12 protein-coding genes and 1 other RNA gene are annotated in these 15,265 nt (G+C 48.1%); 10 read left to right on the forward strand and 3 right to left on the reverse strand.

The window, feature by feature from the left end:
* The first annotated feature begins 6 nt into the window (after positions 1-6).
* From rnpB to ispD, 3 genes are all read left to right on the forward strand, one after another.
* An RNA gene (rnpB, locus tag BR04_RS02210) (RNase P RNA component class A) lies at positions 7-382 on the forward strand.
* A gap of 271 nt (positions 383-653) precedes the next feature.
* Complete coding sequence (locus BR04_RS02215; protein ID WP_496354344.1) at positions 654-1,841, forward strand: HPr family phosphocarrier protein; 1,188 nt, start codon at positions 654-656, stop codon at positions 1,839-1,841.
* A 202-nt stretch (positions 1,842-2,043) separates the two neighbouring features.
* On the forward strand, positions 2,044-2,745 hold the full coding sequence (gene ispD, locus BR04_RS02220) for a 2-C-methyl-D-erythritol 4-phosphate cytidylyltransferase (protein ID WP_496354345.1): 702 nt from the start codon (positions 2,044-2,046) through the stop codon (positions 2,743-2,745).
* Positions 2,746-2,902: 157 nt separating this feature from the next.
* On the opposite strand, the gene BR04_RS02225 is transcribed toward ispD, so the two are convergent.
* From BR04_RS02225 to BR04_RS02235, 3 genes are all read right to left on the reverse strand, one after another.
* Complete coding sequence (locus tag BR04_RS02225) at positions 2,903-3,379, reverse strand: hypothetical protein (RefSeq protein WP_496354346.1); 477 nt, start codon at positions 3,377-3,379, stop codon at positions 2,903-2,905.
* A gap of 294 nt (positions 3,380-3,673) precedes the next feature.
* A complete protein-coding gene (locus tag BR04_RS02230) occupies positions 3,674-3,937 on the reverse strand; it encodes a hypothetical protein (protein ID WP_496354347.1) in 264 nt (87 codons plus the stop codon).
* Positions 3,938-4,085: 148 nt separating this feature from the next.
* Positions 4,086-4,394: a hypothetical protein gene (locus tag BR04_RS02235; RefSeq protein WP_496354348.1), complete on the reverse strand. Its 309-nt coding sequence runs from the start codon at positions 4,392-4,394 to the stop codon at positions 4,086-4,088.
* 382 nt (positions 4,395-4,776) lie between these two features.
* Between BR04_RS02235 and argC the strand changes: the two genes are divergently transcribed.
* From argC to clpA, 7 genes are all read left to right on the forward strand, one after another.
* Positions 4,777-5,814, forward strand: coding sequence for an N-acetyl-gamma-glutamyl-phosphate reductase (gene argC, locus BR04_RS02240; protein ID WP_496354349.1), 1,038 nt, complete (start codon positions 4,777-4,779; stop codon positions 5,812-5,814).
* 27 nt (positions 5,815-5,841) lie between these two features.
* Positions 5,842-7,293 carry a sodium:solute symporter family protein gene (locus BR04_RS02245; RefSeq protein WP_496354350.1) on the forward strand — a complete coding sequence of 484 codons (1,452 nt, stop codon included), beginning with the start codon at positions 5,842-5,844 and terminating at the stop codon, positions 7,291-7,293.
* A gap of 88 nt (positions 7,294-7,381) precedes the next feature.
* Positions 7,382-8,296 (forward strand): bifunctional methylenetetrahydrofolate dehydrogenase/methenyltetrahydrofolate cyclohydrolase FolD, encoded by a 915-nt coding sequence (gene folD, locus BR04_RS02250; RefSeq protein WP_496354351.1) that lies wholly within the window; start codon positions 7,382-7,384, stop codon positions 8,294-8,296.
* A gap of 341 nt (positions 8,297-8,637) precedes the next feature.
* The gene (locus tag BR04_RS02255) at positions 8,638-9,561 is read left to right on the forward strand and encodes a M23 family metallopeptidase (protein WP_496354352.1); all 924 of its coding nucleotides are present in this window, start codon (positions 8,638-8,640) and stop codon (positions 9,559-9,561) included.
* Positions 9,562-10,005: 444 nt separating this feature from the next.
* Complete coding sequence (gene secA / locus BR04_RS02260; RefSeq protein WP_496354353.1) at positions 10,006-12,531, forward strand: preprotein translocase subunit SecA; 2,526 nt, start codon at positions 10,006-10,008, stop codon at positions 12,529-12,531.
* A gap of 145 nt (positions 12,532-12,676) precedes the next feature.
* A complete protein-coding gene (locus BR04_RS02265) occupies positions 12,677-12,997 on the forward strand; it encodes an ATP-dependent Clp protease adaptor ClpS (protein WP_496354354.1) in 321 nt (106 codons plus the stop codon).
* Positions 12,997-15,261, forward strand: a complete 2,265-nt coding sequence (gene clpA / locus BR04_RS02270) for an ATP-dependent Clp protease ATP-binding subunit ClpA (RefSeq protein ID WP_496354355.1) — start codon at positions 12,997-12,999, stop codon at positions 15,259-15,261. The genes BR04_RS02265 and clpA overlap by 1 nt, the downstream gene beginning before the upstream one ends.
* Positions 15,262-15,265 lie beyond the last annotated feature (4 nt).

A 15,265-nucleotide genomic window follows, 5' to 3' on the forward strand; every position in this document is an offset into this window, starting at 1 on the left:
ACGGTGAGAGTGAGCCAGATGATCGCCGGGATATTTTTATATGTCCGGGAGGAAAGTCCGAACACCACAGGGCAGGATGCTCCATAACGTGGAGTCGTGGCAACGCGAAGGCAAGTGCAACAGAGAGTAGACCGCCTTTTGCTTCGGCGGAAGGTAAGGGTGAAAGGGTGCGGTAAGAGCGCACCAGTATTCCGGGTGACCGGAGTAGCTGGGTAAACCCCATCCGGTGCAAGACCAAATAGGGAAGTGTAGGGTGGCCCGTCCATGCTTCCGGGTAGGTCGCTTGAGGTCATCGGTAACGGTGATCCTAGATGAATGATCGTCGCCTGTTTCCGGGTAACGGGGAATAGGAACAGAATTCGGCTTACGGCTTGCTCTGACCGTTTGCATTATAACCGCCAGTGATCCTGCTATTGTGATCTCTGGCGGTTGTTTTTCCTGCTTTTAAAGAAAAACTGAACGATGGAGCCTGTCCCGTGGCAGATTCCTCTTGTCTTTTGTTTTATTTTCTAAGCTGGTGGAGGGGAATTGTGGAAGAACTTTGCTGTAAGATTACTTTTTCTGAAAAGGTTAATATTTATTCGGAAGACTACCTTAAGTGCTGTATCTATATAACAAAGTTTCTGGAACCACGGCATTATTTTACAAAGCGAATGTATGCGAAGCTGATTGCCACTTCGAACCTGCTGGAGGATTTTCTCGATTTCCATGGGGCTAAAAATAATCGTTTCTGGTATTTTTATCGAGAGCTGGCAGCAACGGTACGGCATGTAAGCCTTGGCTGCTATACCCAGCAGCATATCCTGAACCGGATGGAATTTTATGCTCTGGAGGATTCCCAGCTTTTTCGCAGGGAGGGGGAAGAAACTCTGGAATTTCTGAATGGTATACTGATTCGTATTGCACCGGTGATACTTGAGGAAGCAGCAAAGCTGGGAATTGCCATTCCAGGGCAATCCTTTGAGCCCCAGGATTTTCCGGGTGTGATTACATCGGAAATGTTGGAACATAATATCGATGACGACGGCGGTGCCATTCCTTTTCAAAATCACTATATTGTTAAAATTGCCAGTGAATTTATCACAACAGCCAAAAATTTTGAGCAGTTTGGATTTTATGAACCCTATGCATACTCGGAAATTTTGGAGCTGATACCGGAAAAGATCAACGAGGCAGAAATGCGTCGTTTTCAGGTACTGACCCATAATCTCCAATCTTCCTTCGATACCTATGTTATTCATGGCGGTTATCGTTTTGGCAATGAAAAACTCCGACAGCTGCGTTCCCATTTTTCCGTTTCTTTTCATCTTCTTCAGATCGTGAACCGTCTTCTGCACTACTACGAGCGCCATCTCCGGGTAAGAGGTTTCAAAGATACCTACAAGCGTGTACAGGAACTTTTATGTGAGTATGTAGATCCTGAAAGACTGCTCGACAGAACGGTCAACTATGCCCTTTATTATGTGAACCACTATTTGCACACGGGGACGCAGCTTGCCAAGGAACTTCTGAATGCCCATGTGGAGCAGGGGAGTATTCGTGTTGGCATTCCCGTTAAGCTGGGTTTTCACAGTCGTCCCAGCCTTATGGTGGCAAAAATTGTCCAACATTATGGGGGAAAGGTAGAGCTCTGTGTGGGGGATGCCCATTTTGATGCCTCCAGTGTTTTGGATATTCAGTGGGCGGGAGGAAAAATTCAAAAGGAAGGTATACAGGATGTCTGTTTTCGGGGCGATGTGCGTGCTTTGAAGGATATACAGGTTCTGGCCAGTGTCAATTATGGAGAGGATACCATGGGCAAGGGGATTGCTTTGCCAAAGGAGCTGGCTTATCTGCGGTAGAATGTACGGCTGCTCTCACTTTTCAGCGGAATGGCATGGAAATAAGGGGAAGACCTGGGACTGCATGGCTGAGTCACACTGCTGACCGTGTAGCGTATAAACCTGTTGATGTCTATGGATATAAAATATTTTTTATAAAATCAAATATTTGTAGTGATATTTACTGTTTAAATACTGGAAATCAAAAGTAAAAGGAGTCAAGGTGTCCTCTCTGGTTGCGATTGTGGTGGCAGGTGGGAAAGGCATGCGTATGGGGGGGGATTTGCGTAAACAGTACCTTCCTTTGGGGGGGATTCCCATGATGGGACATTCCCTGAGCACCCTGGATGCAAGCCCTGAAGTAAAGAGCCTTGTCCTTGTGGCTCCTGCTGAGGATTTGTCGATGATCCATGAACAACTGCTGCCCATTTTTAACCTTACTAAAAGTATCCGTCTGGCATCGGGTGGAAAAAGCCGTCAGGCTTCAGTATTTTCAGGTCTTGCCCAGATAGATGCAGATGTGGAATATATTTTAGTTCACGATGCTGTCAGGCCCTTTATTAAGATGTCTCATATTCGTGATACTTTTATGGCTGCGAAAGTCCATGGTGCAGCTACACTTGCTGTGGATATGGTGGATACGCTGCGTCTTAAATTGCCTTGTGGTGGTAGTGAAGCGTTGGCCAGGGAAAATGTTGTGGCCATACAAACGCCCCAGGTTTTTCGCAGTGATCTTTTACGGGAAGCCCATGAAATGGCCCTTTCCAAGGGGTGGGAAGGAACCGATGACGCCGGACTTGTGGCGGCTATGGGATACGATATTGCGTTTGTAGCAGGAAGTTCTAGAAATATGAAGGTAACAAGACCAGAAGACTATCGCTTGGCGGAAATGTTTTTAAGGGAGGAAAAGTCTTTTTTGCTTTAAGTTTCAGAGTCTGGCAGAAACTAGAATCACGTACAGAAGGGGAGGGGTTTCCAATATTTTTTTTAAGGCCTTTCTCCCTGAAATGGCAAAGGGAGTAGAGTGAAAAACCCTTGCCATAAGGGAGAAAATAGCATCTTTAAGAGGAAAGGCTTCCGATTCAGACCTTTTCTTTTTTTGTTTCTGTCTGACGGCCTGTCTTTTTCAGGTCATTTTCAAGTTTTTCAATCTGGGCCTCAGCGGCTTTAAGGGCCTCCTGAGTTTCTTGGATCTTGGCGTTGTCCTGGGCATTCTTTTCATTTTTTTTCTGCTCATCCTCCTCAAGCTTACGCTTGATGGTGTTGTACTGCTGGAGCAGTCTGTCATATTCCGTTTGAGGAACAAGGCCCAGCATTTTCCAGTATTCGTCAAAAGCTGTTTGTATTTGTTCCGCTGCCAGAGTGTACCAGTTCATACTGGTTTTATTGAAGTCCGGGAAGGTAAAAGGTGTCCAGGGAGATGATGTATGGATGAATTTCTGATCTTTGAACCAGTCCTGGAAAGGTGCAAGTGTGGTGTTGGGTGTAAAGAAACTGGTGATATCAAAATCGGGAAACTGGAACCAGCCAGTGGTCTGCTTGCTATCGGAAGTACTCATGGAAGAATCCTTCTGTAAGATTTGTAGGGTCTGGACGTATTCCGCTCAACGCATCATGGGTAAAGTTGTTGTTTTGAAAAGCAGCGTACGCACGTTGCGGCGTCTTGCCGTAGAGTAACTTATAGTGACTCAGAAGGATTAGCCCTTCTGAGGGCTGTTTTCCTGTATTTTTCTAATTTTTTTTCAATTTTTCTGGTACATATTTAGCAATGATAGCAATGAGGGAATCCATCCTTCCGGATAAGGGATGAATATTTTTCATGGTAAAGCAGATCTGCCATGTTTTTTAAGATATCAGGGAATGAGGGATAACATATAGGTTTCGAGCTGACGGAATGAATTTTCCAGGGATTCCTGAATGTCTTTACGCCCCTGACGGATGCTGTCCAGCCATTCTCGTATCATTTTTTTACCTTCTTCCGGTGTGGATTCCTGAAGAAAAAGAGTTTCAGCAAGTTTTTCCATTTGTTCCTGGGCCATGGTGGATGTTGTCAGGAACTGATCAAAGGCGGTTTTATTGTAAGTAAGGATGGATTTAATAAAATCTTTCTGATCCATAAGAGTAAGACCTTTCTTTTCAGGAATAAGATGTTCATATAAATTTCGAGGATTTTAATACTTAAAAGAATACGTTAAGTGTATTTTTTAAGATTAAAATCCTCGCCCTGTCTGTTTCAGATACGTTGGAATAGAGTTTTTTCAGGCGTTACTTGGTTGTTTTTCCGGTGGCTTTTTCAACCTTGCTTGCGGACTCTGCAATGAAAGATTCAAATTTTTTAAAGTTTTCGTCAATATTCTTTTTGAAGTCTTCCTGTCCTTTTTTAAAGGCCAAAGTCCATTCCTGAAGCATTTTCTGGCCTTCTTCGGGGATCATGCTGTTTTTGGTGAGCATGGCCTCGGTCATTTTTTCCGTCTGGCCCTGAATCATCAGGATGGCGTTGAAGGTATTGTCAAAAGCAGTTTTCTGAAAATCAATCATCTGCTGTACAAGTTTGCTGGGTTCGAAGGTCTTCATGTTGTTCTCCTTTTTGGGGTAGGTTGGTGTTTTGCTGTGACCAATATGGAGCGGATGAGACTCTTTGTCAAGAAAAAATATTGCATCGCAACAGATCGTTTGGGCGGGAAAAATAGGACGAATATTCAGGTTTTTCATAGAAAAAAGACTTAATGTGACTTGGCGTAGCCTTCCTTTGTGCGCAGATGCTCTATGTGCGTCAGAAGCTGTCTACTTGCCAAGAACCGGGGGGTCTGATAAGAGGCTAAATTCTTCTGATCCGGGGTGCCATTTACAGCCTGGAAAGCAGTCTTAAGATTATAACTATTTGTACATGTTGTGTTTTAATAATTTTATAATCCTGATGTTTTTGGGGTTGAATGTCTTTTTCAGGGGGAAAGTTATGATCCGCGTTGCCATTGTGGGGGCTACAGGCTATGCAGGGGCGGAATTATTGCGTATTCTCAGTCGCCATCCGAACGTTGAAGTAACCATGCTGACGTCGCGCCAGTATGCAGGACAGCGTTTTTCTGATGTTTTTCCCGCATTTTTTCAACGTATGGATCATGTACTGGAAACCTATGATCCGGGAAAGCTTGCGTCGGTGTCCGATGTGGTTTTTATGGCTTTGCCGCATAAGCTTCCCATGTCCATGATTCCTGGTCTTCTGGATGCGGGATGCCGGGTCGTGGACCTTTCAGCAGATTTTCGTTTTTCAGATCCCCTTGCCTATGAAAAGGTTTACGATACGCATCAAGCTCCGGAGCTTTGCCGTGAAGCTGTATACGGCCTGAGCGAGGTGTTTGCGGATCGTATTTCTTCGGCACGTCTCGTGGGCAATCCAGGATGCTATCCGACTTCCATTCTGCTACCTCTTCTCCCCCTTGTTCGGAAGGGTTGGGTGGATTTATCCCATGTGGTCTGTGATGCCAAATCCGGTGTCAGCGGTGCGGGTCGCGAGGTCTCCCTTGCAACCCATTACTGTGAAATTGCCCAGGGTTTCAAAGCCTACAAAGTAGGGGAACATCGTCACAGGCCTGAAATTGCAGCTATTTTGAGTGCAGTGGGGGGGGGAGAGGCCCAGGTGACCTTTGTACCCCATCTTGTTCCCACTATACGGGGAATGCTGACCACAACCTATGTCAAGCTTAAAGAAAAACGGGAAGAAGGAGAGATTCGGGACTGTATTGCCGCCGCATATCAGGGGCGCTCCTTTGTCCGCCTGCTTCCCAGGGGGCGTTTTCCGGATCTGTCCTTTGTCCGTGGCTCCAACTGCTGTGACATTGCTGTGCGGCTGGATCCGGAAACGGATACTCTTATTCTGGTATCCGCCATTGATAACCTGGTAAAGGGTGCTGCGGGGCAGGCTGTTCAGAATATGAATATCATGTGGAACCTTGACGAAACCTCAGGACTTGAAGCGTTGCCGCCGGTGGTTTAGGCAGGCTGCGGAAGAGAGGAACGCTGTATGCTGATCAAGAGTATTGTGGTGGCTTTGTATTTTTTGGTCATTTTATGGGCAGGGTTTGCGGGCCTGAAACGCACACGTTCTTTTTCGGATTTTTTCCTTGGTGGCGGAAATATCGGGCCGTGGATGAGTGCCTTTACCTATGCGACGGCGTATTTTTCAGCTGTCCTGTTCATTGGTTTTGCAGGGAGAGTTGGGTGGGGTTTTGGACTTTCGGGCTTGTGGATAGCGTTTGGTAATGCCATGCTGGGCGTTCTGGCTGTATGGCTGGTAATGGGGCCTGCGATCAAAAAGATGTCCATGAAATACGAGGTGCATACCATGGCTGAGTTTTTTCAGAAACGGTATGACAGTCCCGGCCTGAAGCTTTTTGCGGCTCTTGCTATTTTTGTATTTTTTATTCCCTACACCAGTGCCGTTTTCATGGGGCTTTCCTATCTGTTTCAGTCTAATTTTGGTATGGATTACGGCTTGGCGCTTGCCATCATGGGGAGTGCAACTGCTCTGTACATGATTCTCGGTGGCTACCGTTCCATGGCTCTTGTGGATGTCTTTTTCGGTATGGTGATGGTGGTAGGTGTGCTGATGCTGCTTGGGTTTACGCTGAATAAAGGAGGCGGACTGGCGCGTATGGTAACCGACCTGCGGGCTATCAATCCGGATCTTGCCGCTTTTGTGGGGCCTCCGGGTTGGTGGCCTCTTTTTTGTCTGGTTTTTCTGACCAGTGTGGCCCCCTTTGCCATGCCCCAGCTGGTGCAGAAATTTTACGCGATCCGGGATCAGCGGGCTATACGCATCGGTACTCTGGCGTCTACTCTTTTTGCTATTCTGATCAGTGGTGTGGCTTATTTTATTGGTTCCACTACCCGGCTTTTTTTAAATCCGGAATCCACTCCCGGAGCCTTCTCGGAAGGCCGTCCTGTTTTTGACGCTCTGATGCCGGAACTTTTGGCCAACATCATTCCTGATTCTCTCTCCGTTATTATTTTGCTCCTGGTGCTTTCCGCTTCCATGTCCACTTTGGCGGCGCTTGTCCTGATTTCAAGTTCCGCCATGGTGAAGGATTTTTATGCGGGATTTGTCAGAAAGGATGTTTCGGATCTTCAACTGACGGTCTTGATGCGTTACGCCAGTTTCTTTTTCATTTTTCTTTCTGTTCTGCTGGCCTATTCCAGACCTGCTTCCATCGTCATGATTTTGGGAATTTCATGGGGAGCCATCGGATCCGCCTTTCTTGGCCCCTTTATCTGGGGGCTTTTTTATGAGAAAACCAATCGTGCTGCAGCCATGACATCCGCTTTTGGTGGGCTTGGCACTTGTCTTGCTTTATATTTTATGGGCATCAGTTCTCCTGAAGCGGGAACCATCGGGATGTTGACTTCTTTGTCCCTTGCGCCTCTTGTGACCTGGGTTTCCGTTCTGGTTGCAAAACCCGGAACTGTGCAGGGATAGTCGTACGGGTCGGTGATATATTTAAAAAACAGAAATGTGCAAAAGAGCATGTCACAGCCATGTGGCGCAGTGCTGATAAGGAGAAGTCATGGGTGCAAAGGTGATTCGGGGAACCGAACTCAGGGAAGTTATTCTGGAAGAGGTAGCTGCGGATGTTGAAATGCTTCGGTCGAACCATGGCAGGCCGCCCGGGCTGGTGACCATTCTTGTGGGAGAAAATCCGGCGTCCCTTTCCTATGTGTCTTTGAAAATTAAAACTGCACACAGGGTGGGATTCAAGGAAGTGCAGGAAAATCTTCCTGCTGATATTTCAGAATCTGCACTTTTGAATCTTATTGAACAGTATAATCAGGATGATACCATTGATGGAATTTTGGTTCAGTTGCCATTGCCGAAGCATATTAATGAGTCCAGAGTTATTTATGCCATTGATCCGGCAAAGGATGTGGATGCTTTTCATCCGGTGAATGCAGGGCGTCTCATGCTGGAAGGCGGAGCTGCCCCCTTTCTTCCCTGTACGCCTGCGGGTATTCAGGAAATGCTGATTCGGTCGGGAGTGGATGTTGCCGGTGCCGAAGTGGTGGTGGTGGGGCGTTCAAATATTGTGGGAAAACCCATTGCCAATCTCCTGCTGCAAAAGGGGCAGGCAGGCAATGGTACCGTTACGGTGGTGCATACGGGTACAAAAGATCTGGCTTCCCATTGCAGACGGGCAGATATCCTTATTGTTGCCGCAGGTGTACCCAATCTTGTGAAACCGGAATGGATCAAACCCGGTGCCTGTGTCATTGATGTCGGGGTGAACCGGGTGGGGGAAGCGATCAGTGAGAAAACCGGAAAACCCATAGCTGTTTTGCGTGGTGATGTGGATTATCAGGCTGCTTTGGAGATTGCGGGCTGGATTACTCCTGTTCCCGGAGGTGTGGGGCCCATGACCATCGCCATGCTGATGAAAAATACGGTGAAGGCCATGCGGCTTCGGATCCGTGAACAGGCTTTGTAGAAGGTCTTTTGGGCAGGATGCTGTTTTTTTATCTTCTGTATCGCTCCTTTTGCCATTTCAGCACAACCCTAAAAAGCTGAAGATGAAGTTCTGTCAAGAAGAGTTCCCCTTTGTGTCTGAATGTTTGACGAATGATAGAAATGAATGTGTTTTTTTGACTATAGAATATTTTTTTATACACGGGTTTGGAGCAATTGTTCATAATCGGGAAAAAAGGCAGTCTCCAGTGTTGTATTGTTTGACTTGCTTGACAGTTTTTTTTCATATGCTAAAAATACCTATACGTCCGCTGAGTAAAATACTGACTTTCCACCCTTGCTTCAACATATAAAGGTGCAGATATGAAAAAGAAGACAACCCTTTATATCATGAGCCACTCCGGTGCAAGGATGCGCGAGATCACCGTATCCAGGAGCGTAACGTGCTTTTTGGTTTTGTGTTTAGGGATGCTGTTTTTGGGTGGCGGATGGATTGTGTATGATTATTCAAGGCTTTTTTCCCTGGCATCGGAAGTTCCTCTGTTACGCTCGGAGTTATTGCGCAGTGAGGAGGATCGGGATCTTCAGCGACAGCAGATTCAGTTGTTTGCCAAAGAATTGAATCTGTTGAAGAGCAGGGTAATGACCCTTGCCGAGTTTGAACAGAAAATCCGAACCATTGCCAATATCAAGGGGTCTGAAGACGGAGGTATTTTTGGTCTTGGGGGATCCCACGTGGAGGATCTGGATACACGTCTGGAATTGTCCGAAAGCCATGCCAGCCTTGTCCGGGAAATGCATGACCGTGTTGTGCATTTGGAGAAAGGGTCACTGGATCAGATTGATGGTTTTGAGTCCCTTCTGAAATCCCTTGAAAACCAGCGGAATCTTCTGGCCGTAACCCCCGCCATCCGGCCTGCCGATGGCTGGGTAACCTCCCATTTTGGGTACCGGACTTCACCCTTTACGGGAAAACGGGAGTTTCATAGCGGACTGGATATTGCCAACCGTACGGGAACCCCTATTGTAGCAACAGCCGATGGTGTGGTCAGTTTCTCCGGAGACAGAGGGGCGATTGGTATTGTGGTGAATATTGACCATGGACATGGGCTGGTGACCCGGTACGGGCATCTGCAGAAAACCCTTGTGAAACCAGGGCAGACCGTACGTCGTGGTGACATCATTGGGAAGCTGGGAAATACGGGGCGCAGTACGGGGCCTCATGTGCATTATGAAGTTCGTTTGAATGGTCTCCCCGTAAACCCAGCCAAATATATTCTGGATTAAGACTGCTTAAAAAAAATACGTTTCAAGTGACGTCTGTCTTGATACCTGCCGCTGTTGGATGGCGAAGATTTTATCCCTTCAGCCTCAAATCGACGGGGTGAACGATACGGTTCAGGTTGTCCTGATACAATGACCTGAATGAAAGGATTGCTTTGAATTCGGTTTCTCTGCTCTCTGGATGGAGTTCTTGTGCGGAACAGAAAAGACTGTTTAGGATCAGAACCGGGCAGGCTGGGCTTGCCCGGGTTTTTATTTTTTGGGGCCGCGTAAGCTGACATGTACAGGGGGCTGTGGTGTGCTGATATTTTTTAACCCGCCTTCAACGTCCGTATCTTTTCGTGTCGTATTTCTATGTTAAGGAAATCTCATACGCCTCTCTTCCATAAGTCTTGGTGTCTTTAGAGATTTTCAGGAAGAATTCTATTTAAATCAGGAAGGTTAATTATGATCGCACGTTTGCTTACCCGTGTTTTTGGCAGCAAAAACCAAAGAGAGTTACGCCGTATTCAGAGCTATGTGGATGCCACCAATCGTTTTGAACCGGAAATGGAAATCCTTGACGACGGTACTCTGGCAGCGAGAACGGAAATCTTCAGGGAGCGTTTTGCCTCCGGTGAGTCCCTGGAGTCCCTTCTTCCGGAAGCTTTTGCTGTGGTGCGGGAAGCTTCCCGCAGGGTTCTTGGGATGCGGCACTTTGATTGCCAGCTCATCGGTGGCGTGGCCCTGCATGAGGGCAATATTGCTGAAATGAAAACGGGCGAAGGAAAAACCCTTGTAGCTACCTTGGCGGCATACCTTAATGCCATCACAGGTAAGGGGGTTCATGTGGTGACGGTGAACGATTATCTGGCCCATAGGGACTCGGAGTGGATGGGCCGTCTGTATACCTTCCTCGGGCTGTCTGTTGGCGTGATCGTTCATGGTATGGATGATGAAGAGCGCCGTGTGGCCTACAATGCGGACATTACCTATGGTACCAACAATGAGTTCGGTTTTGACTACCTCCGTGACAATATGAAGTTTCACAGGGAAAGTCTTGCCCAGCGGGATCTTAATTTTGCCATTGTGGATGAGGTCGACAGCATTCTCATTGATGAGGCCAGAACACCGTTGATTATTTCCGGGCCTGCGGAAAAATCCACCCACCTCTACTATGCGGTTAATGCCATTATGCCGGCACTTCAGCTGGAAAGGGATTACCTTGTGGATGAAAAAGCCCGCAGTGTATCCCTGACAGAAGAGGGGGTCGTACGGGTAGAAGAACTTCTGAAAACTCCGAATATTTATGAACCTGCGAATATAGAGATCCTGCACCATGTGAACCAGGCTTTGAAGGCCCATGCCCTGTTTAAGAGGGATGCGGATTACATCGTTCAGGATGGCAAGGTTGTGATTGTAGATGAATTTACGGGCCGCCTGATGGCGGGCAGGCGTTACAGCGAGGGCCTGCATCAGGCTCTGGAAGCCAAGGAAGGTGTTGAAATTGAAAATGAGAACCAGACCCTGGCTTCCATCACCTTTCAGAATTATTTCCGCATGTACAGAAAACTTTCGGGTATGACGGGTACGGCGGAAACGGAAGCCGTTGAATTTAAAAAAATCTATAATCTTGATGTATTGTGCATTCCAACGCACAGGATGATGATCCGTGAGGATTATCCGGATGTGATTTATAAAACCAAAAAAGAGAAGTACCAGGCCGCCATTGAAGAAATTGTCGACCTGCATAGGAAAGGGCAGCCGGTTCTGGTAGGTACCATCAATATTGACGTTTCCGAGTACCTGAGTCGGCTGCTGGCCAAAAAGGGGGTTCCCCATGAGGTCTTGAATGCCAAGAACCATAAAAAAGAAGCAGAAATTATTGCCATGGCGGGGCAGAAAGGGCATGTCACCATTGCCACCAACATGGCGGGCAGGGGGACGGACATTGTACTGGGTGAGGGAGTTCGGGAGCTGGGAGGTCTTCACATCCTCGGTACGGAGCGCCATGAATCCCGGCGTATCGACAACCAGCTCCGGGGACGTTCCGGTCGTCAGGGCGATCCGGGTTCCTCCCGTTTTTATCTTTCCCTTGAAGATGACCTGCTGCGTATTTTTGGCGGGGAGCGTATTGCAAAAATTATGGATCGTCTGGGGCTGGAAGAGGGAGAACCCATTGAGCATCGTCTGATTTCCAGAGCCATTGAAAATTCCCAGAAAAAGGTGGAAGGACATAACTTCGATATCCGCAAGCATATTCTTGAATATGATGATGTGATGAATCAGCAGAGGGAGGTCATCTATCGTCAGCGGCGTGAGGCTCTGGCCAGCGAATCCCTTAAGTCTGTTGTTCTTGAAATGATTGAAGAAGTTGCAGAGGATGTGGCGTATTCCTTTGCCGGGCAGCATCAGAAAAATGAACTTTCTCTGACCTGGGAAACCGTAAGCGAGGCTGTGGAGCGTCGTTTTTTCTTTTCTTTGGAAAAGCCCGAGGAACCGGTGGCAGACATGAAGCCCGATACCCTGGCTGCAGCCATACGTGATGCGGCTTTCCGGGCTTATGAAGAAAAAGAAGCCCTCGTCGGTGAAAGAGATATGCGGCAACTGGAACGCTTTATCATACTTCAGACAGTAGATACCTACTGGAAGAGTCATCTTCTCAGTATGGATCACCTGAAAGACGGCATTGGTCTGAGGGGCTATGCCCAGCAAAATCCTTTGATTGTTTATAAAAAAGAGGGTTTTGCCATGTTCCAGGATATGATTCAGCGTGTGAAAGATGATGTGGTGGGTATTCTTTTTCGTGTGCAGATCCGGCGTGAAACAGAGCTGGAACCCCTCCCCGAACCGAAACAGCAGAAATTGATTTTTTCCCATGGCAAAGAAGAGGAAAACCGTGAACCCATTCGCAGGAAGGAGGAGAAGATTGGCCGCAATGATCTTTGTTCCTGTGGTAGCAGAAAAAAATATAAGAAATGCTGTGGAAAATGATCGCTTTTTGGATGGGGACTCAATGACCGTGATGGCATTCTCTATGGTGTATTTTTGTGCTTGACCTTGCCTGAAGAAGCATTAGTCTAAACTATATTCTGGATGTCCTTTATTGGGAATTCAGGTGGATGGATATGAGGGGTGTATGGGAGGGGCGCATACGGAGTTTGAGGAGTCGCTGGCCAACTTGCTGGGTGAGGACAGCCAAAACGATGAACCTCCCCTGTATAAGGTATTGCTGCATAACGATGATTATACCACCATGGAATTTGTGGTGGAGATTCTTGTTTCGGTTTTTCACAAAACAATGGAAGAGGCCACCCGGATCATGCTGAATGTGCATCGGATGGGGGTTGGATTGTGCGGTCTCTATCCACATGAGATTGCGGAAAGCAAGGTGGAAGCTGTCACGGTGCATGCCAAGGCTCATGGTTTTCCCCTTAAGGCTTCAATGGAGAGAGAATAATGATCAGCAAAGAACTCAGCGCCACCCTTGGATTTGCCGTGCGGGAAGCCAAAAAACGGCGGCATGAGTATGTTTGTGTGGAGCATGTGCTCTTTGCCATTCTTCACGACGCTCTGGGTATTGAAATTCTGGAAGCCTGCGGCGGAGATGTGCATAAACTGAAAACACGGCTGGAGGGGTTTTTCCGGGAACGAATGGAAAGTCTTCCGGAAAATACGGAATATGTTCTGCAGCAGACCGTAGGTTTTCAGCGGATGATTCAGAGGGCGGTAAACCATGCCCGGAGCGCGGAGAAAAACGAGGTCAGTGTGGGCGATATTCTGGCTGTGATTTTTCAGGAAAAGGATTCCCACGCGGCTTTTTATCTCCAGAAGGAGGGTATTACCCGGCTTGAGGTGCTGACCTATATTTCCCATGGTATGGGAACGGAGACGGGCCGCAAAGGAGCCGACGGGGATATCAAAACGGCTCCGGGAGAGGGGGTCAAGGAAGATCCCCTGGCAAGTTATACGACAGATCTTGTTGCAAGGGCTTCCCAGGGGCGTATGGATCCTGTGGTGGGGCGTCAGGCCGAGTTGGAGCGTACCCTTCAGGTGCTTTGCAGAAGGCGCAAAAACAATCCGGTTTTTGTGGGAGATCCCGGTGTGGGGAAAACCGCCCTTGCAGAAGGTCTGGCCCAGAAAATTGCCTTTGGAGAAGTGCCTCCTCTTTTGCGGCATTGCCGGATTTTTTCCCTGGATATGGGCAGTCTGCTGGCAGGAACCAAATTCCGCGGGGATTTTGAGCTGCGTCTGAAAAAGGTGATTGAGGCTCTCAAAGAGCATAAAAATGCCATTCTGTTTATTGATGAAATCCACACCATTGTGGGAGCCGGAGCTACCAGTTCCGGTTCTCTGGATGCCTCCAATATTCTGAAACCCGCCCTTGGATCCGGAGATTTCCGTTGTATCGGATCCACGACCTATGAGGAATTCAAAAGCCATTTTGAAAAGGACAGGGCTCTGTCCAGGCGTTTTGAAAAGATTGAGATTGCAGAACCCTCTGAAGAGGCCTGTGTTGCCATACTGGAAGGTCTGAAGGCGCATTACGAGGCCCACCATGGTATTTCCTACGAGCCGGATGCCCTTGTGGCTGCGGTTAAACTTTCCACACGCTATCTGAATGACCGTTTTCTTCCGGATAAGGCCATTGATGTCATGGATGAAGCCGGTGCCCTGCATACCCTTAAACGTTCCGAAGGCCGTGTCATGAAGGCGGTGATTACGGAAAAGGACGTGGAGGATGTGGTGGCGCGTATGGCCAAGATTCCGGCAAGAAGTGTTTCCAGCTCTGACAGGAAGCGTCTTGCCCGTCTTGAGGAAAACCTGAGGGAAGTGGTTTTTGGTCAGGATACGGCCATCACGACGCTGGCCACAGCCATCAAGCGTTCCCGTTCCGGTCTTGGAAATCCGGAAAAGCCGGTGGGTTCCTTTCTCTTTACAGGGCCTACGGGTGTGGGCAAGACCGAAGTGGCCCGCCAGCTTGCTGCAACTTTAGGGGTACATTTTGTCCGTTATGACATGAGTGAATACATGGAAAAGCATGCCGTTTCCCGTCTTATCGGTGCGCCTCCGGGCTATGTCGGTTTTGAGCAGGGCGGTCTTCTCACGGATGAAATCCGCAAGCATCCCCATGCGGTGCTGCTTCTTGATGAGATTGAAAAAGCCCATCCTGATGTGTTCAATATTCTGCTTCAGGTCATGGACTATGCACGGCTCACGGACAACAACGGCAAACATGCAGATTTCAGAAATGTGATTCTCATCATGACCTCCAACGTGGGGGCAAGGGAAATGGCCACGGCTACCATTGGTTTCAGTGCCTCCGGCAGGGATGATGCGGGCAAGGGGAAGGATGCCGTGAACCGCATGTTTTCTCCGGAATTCCGTAATCGTCTGGATGCGACCCTGGCTTTTTTGCCTTTGGATCAGAAGGTGATGGAACAGGTGGTGGAAAAATTCATAGGGCTTTTACGATCCCAGCTTGCCGAACGCAAGGTGAGTTTGAGGCTCAGCGCCAAAGCCCGGGAATGGCTGGCGAAAAAGGGGTATGATCCCAAGTTCGGTGCCCGTCCACTGGATCGTCTGATTCAGGTGGAGGTGAAGGATAAGCTGGCCGATGCCCTTCTTTTTGGAGAACTGGTTTCCGGTGGAACGGTTTCCATTGGTGTCAAACAAGATGCCTTAAGTTTTCGTTTTAAAGCCACCGGATCTGTGGACGCCTGATCCC

The organism is Desulfobotulus sapovorans DSM 2055 (assembly GCF_059569355.1).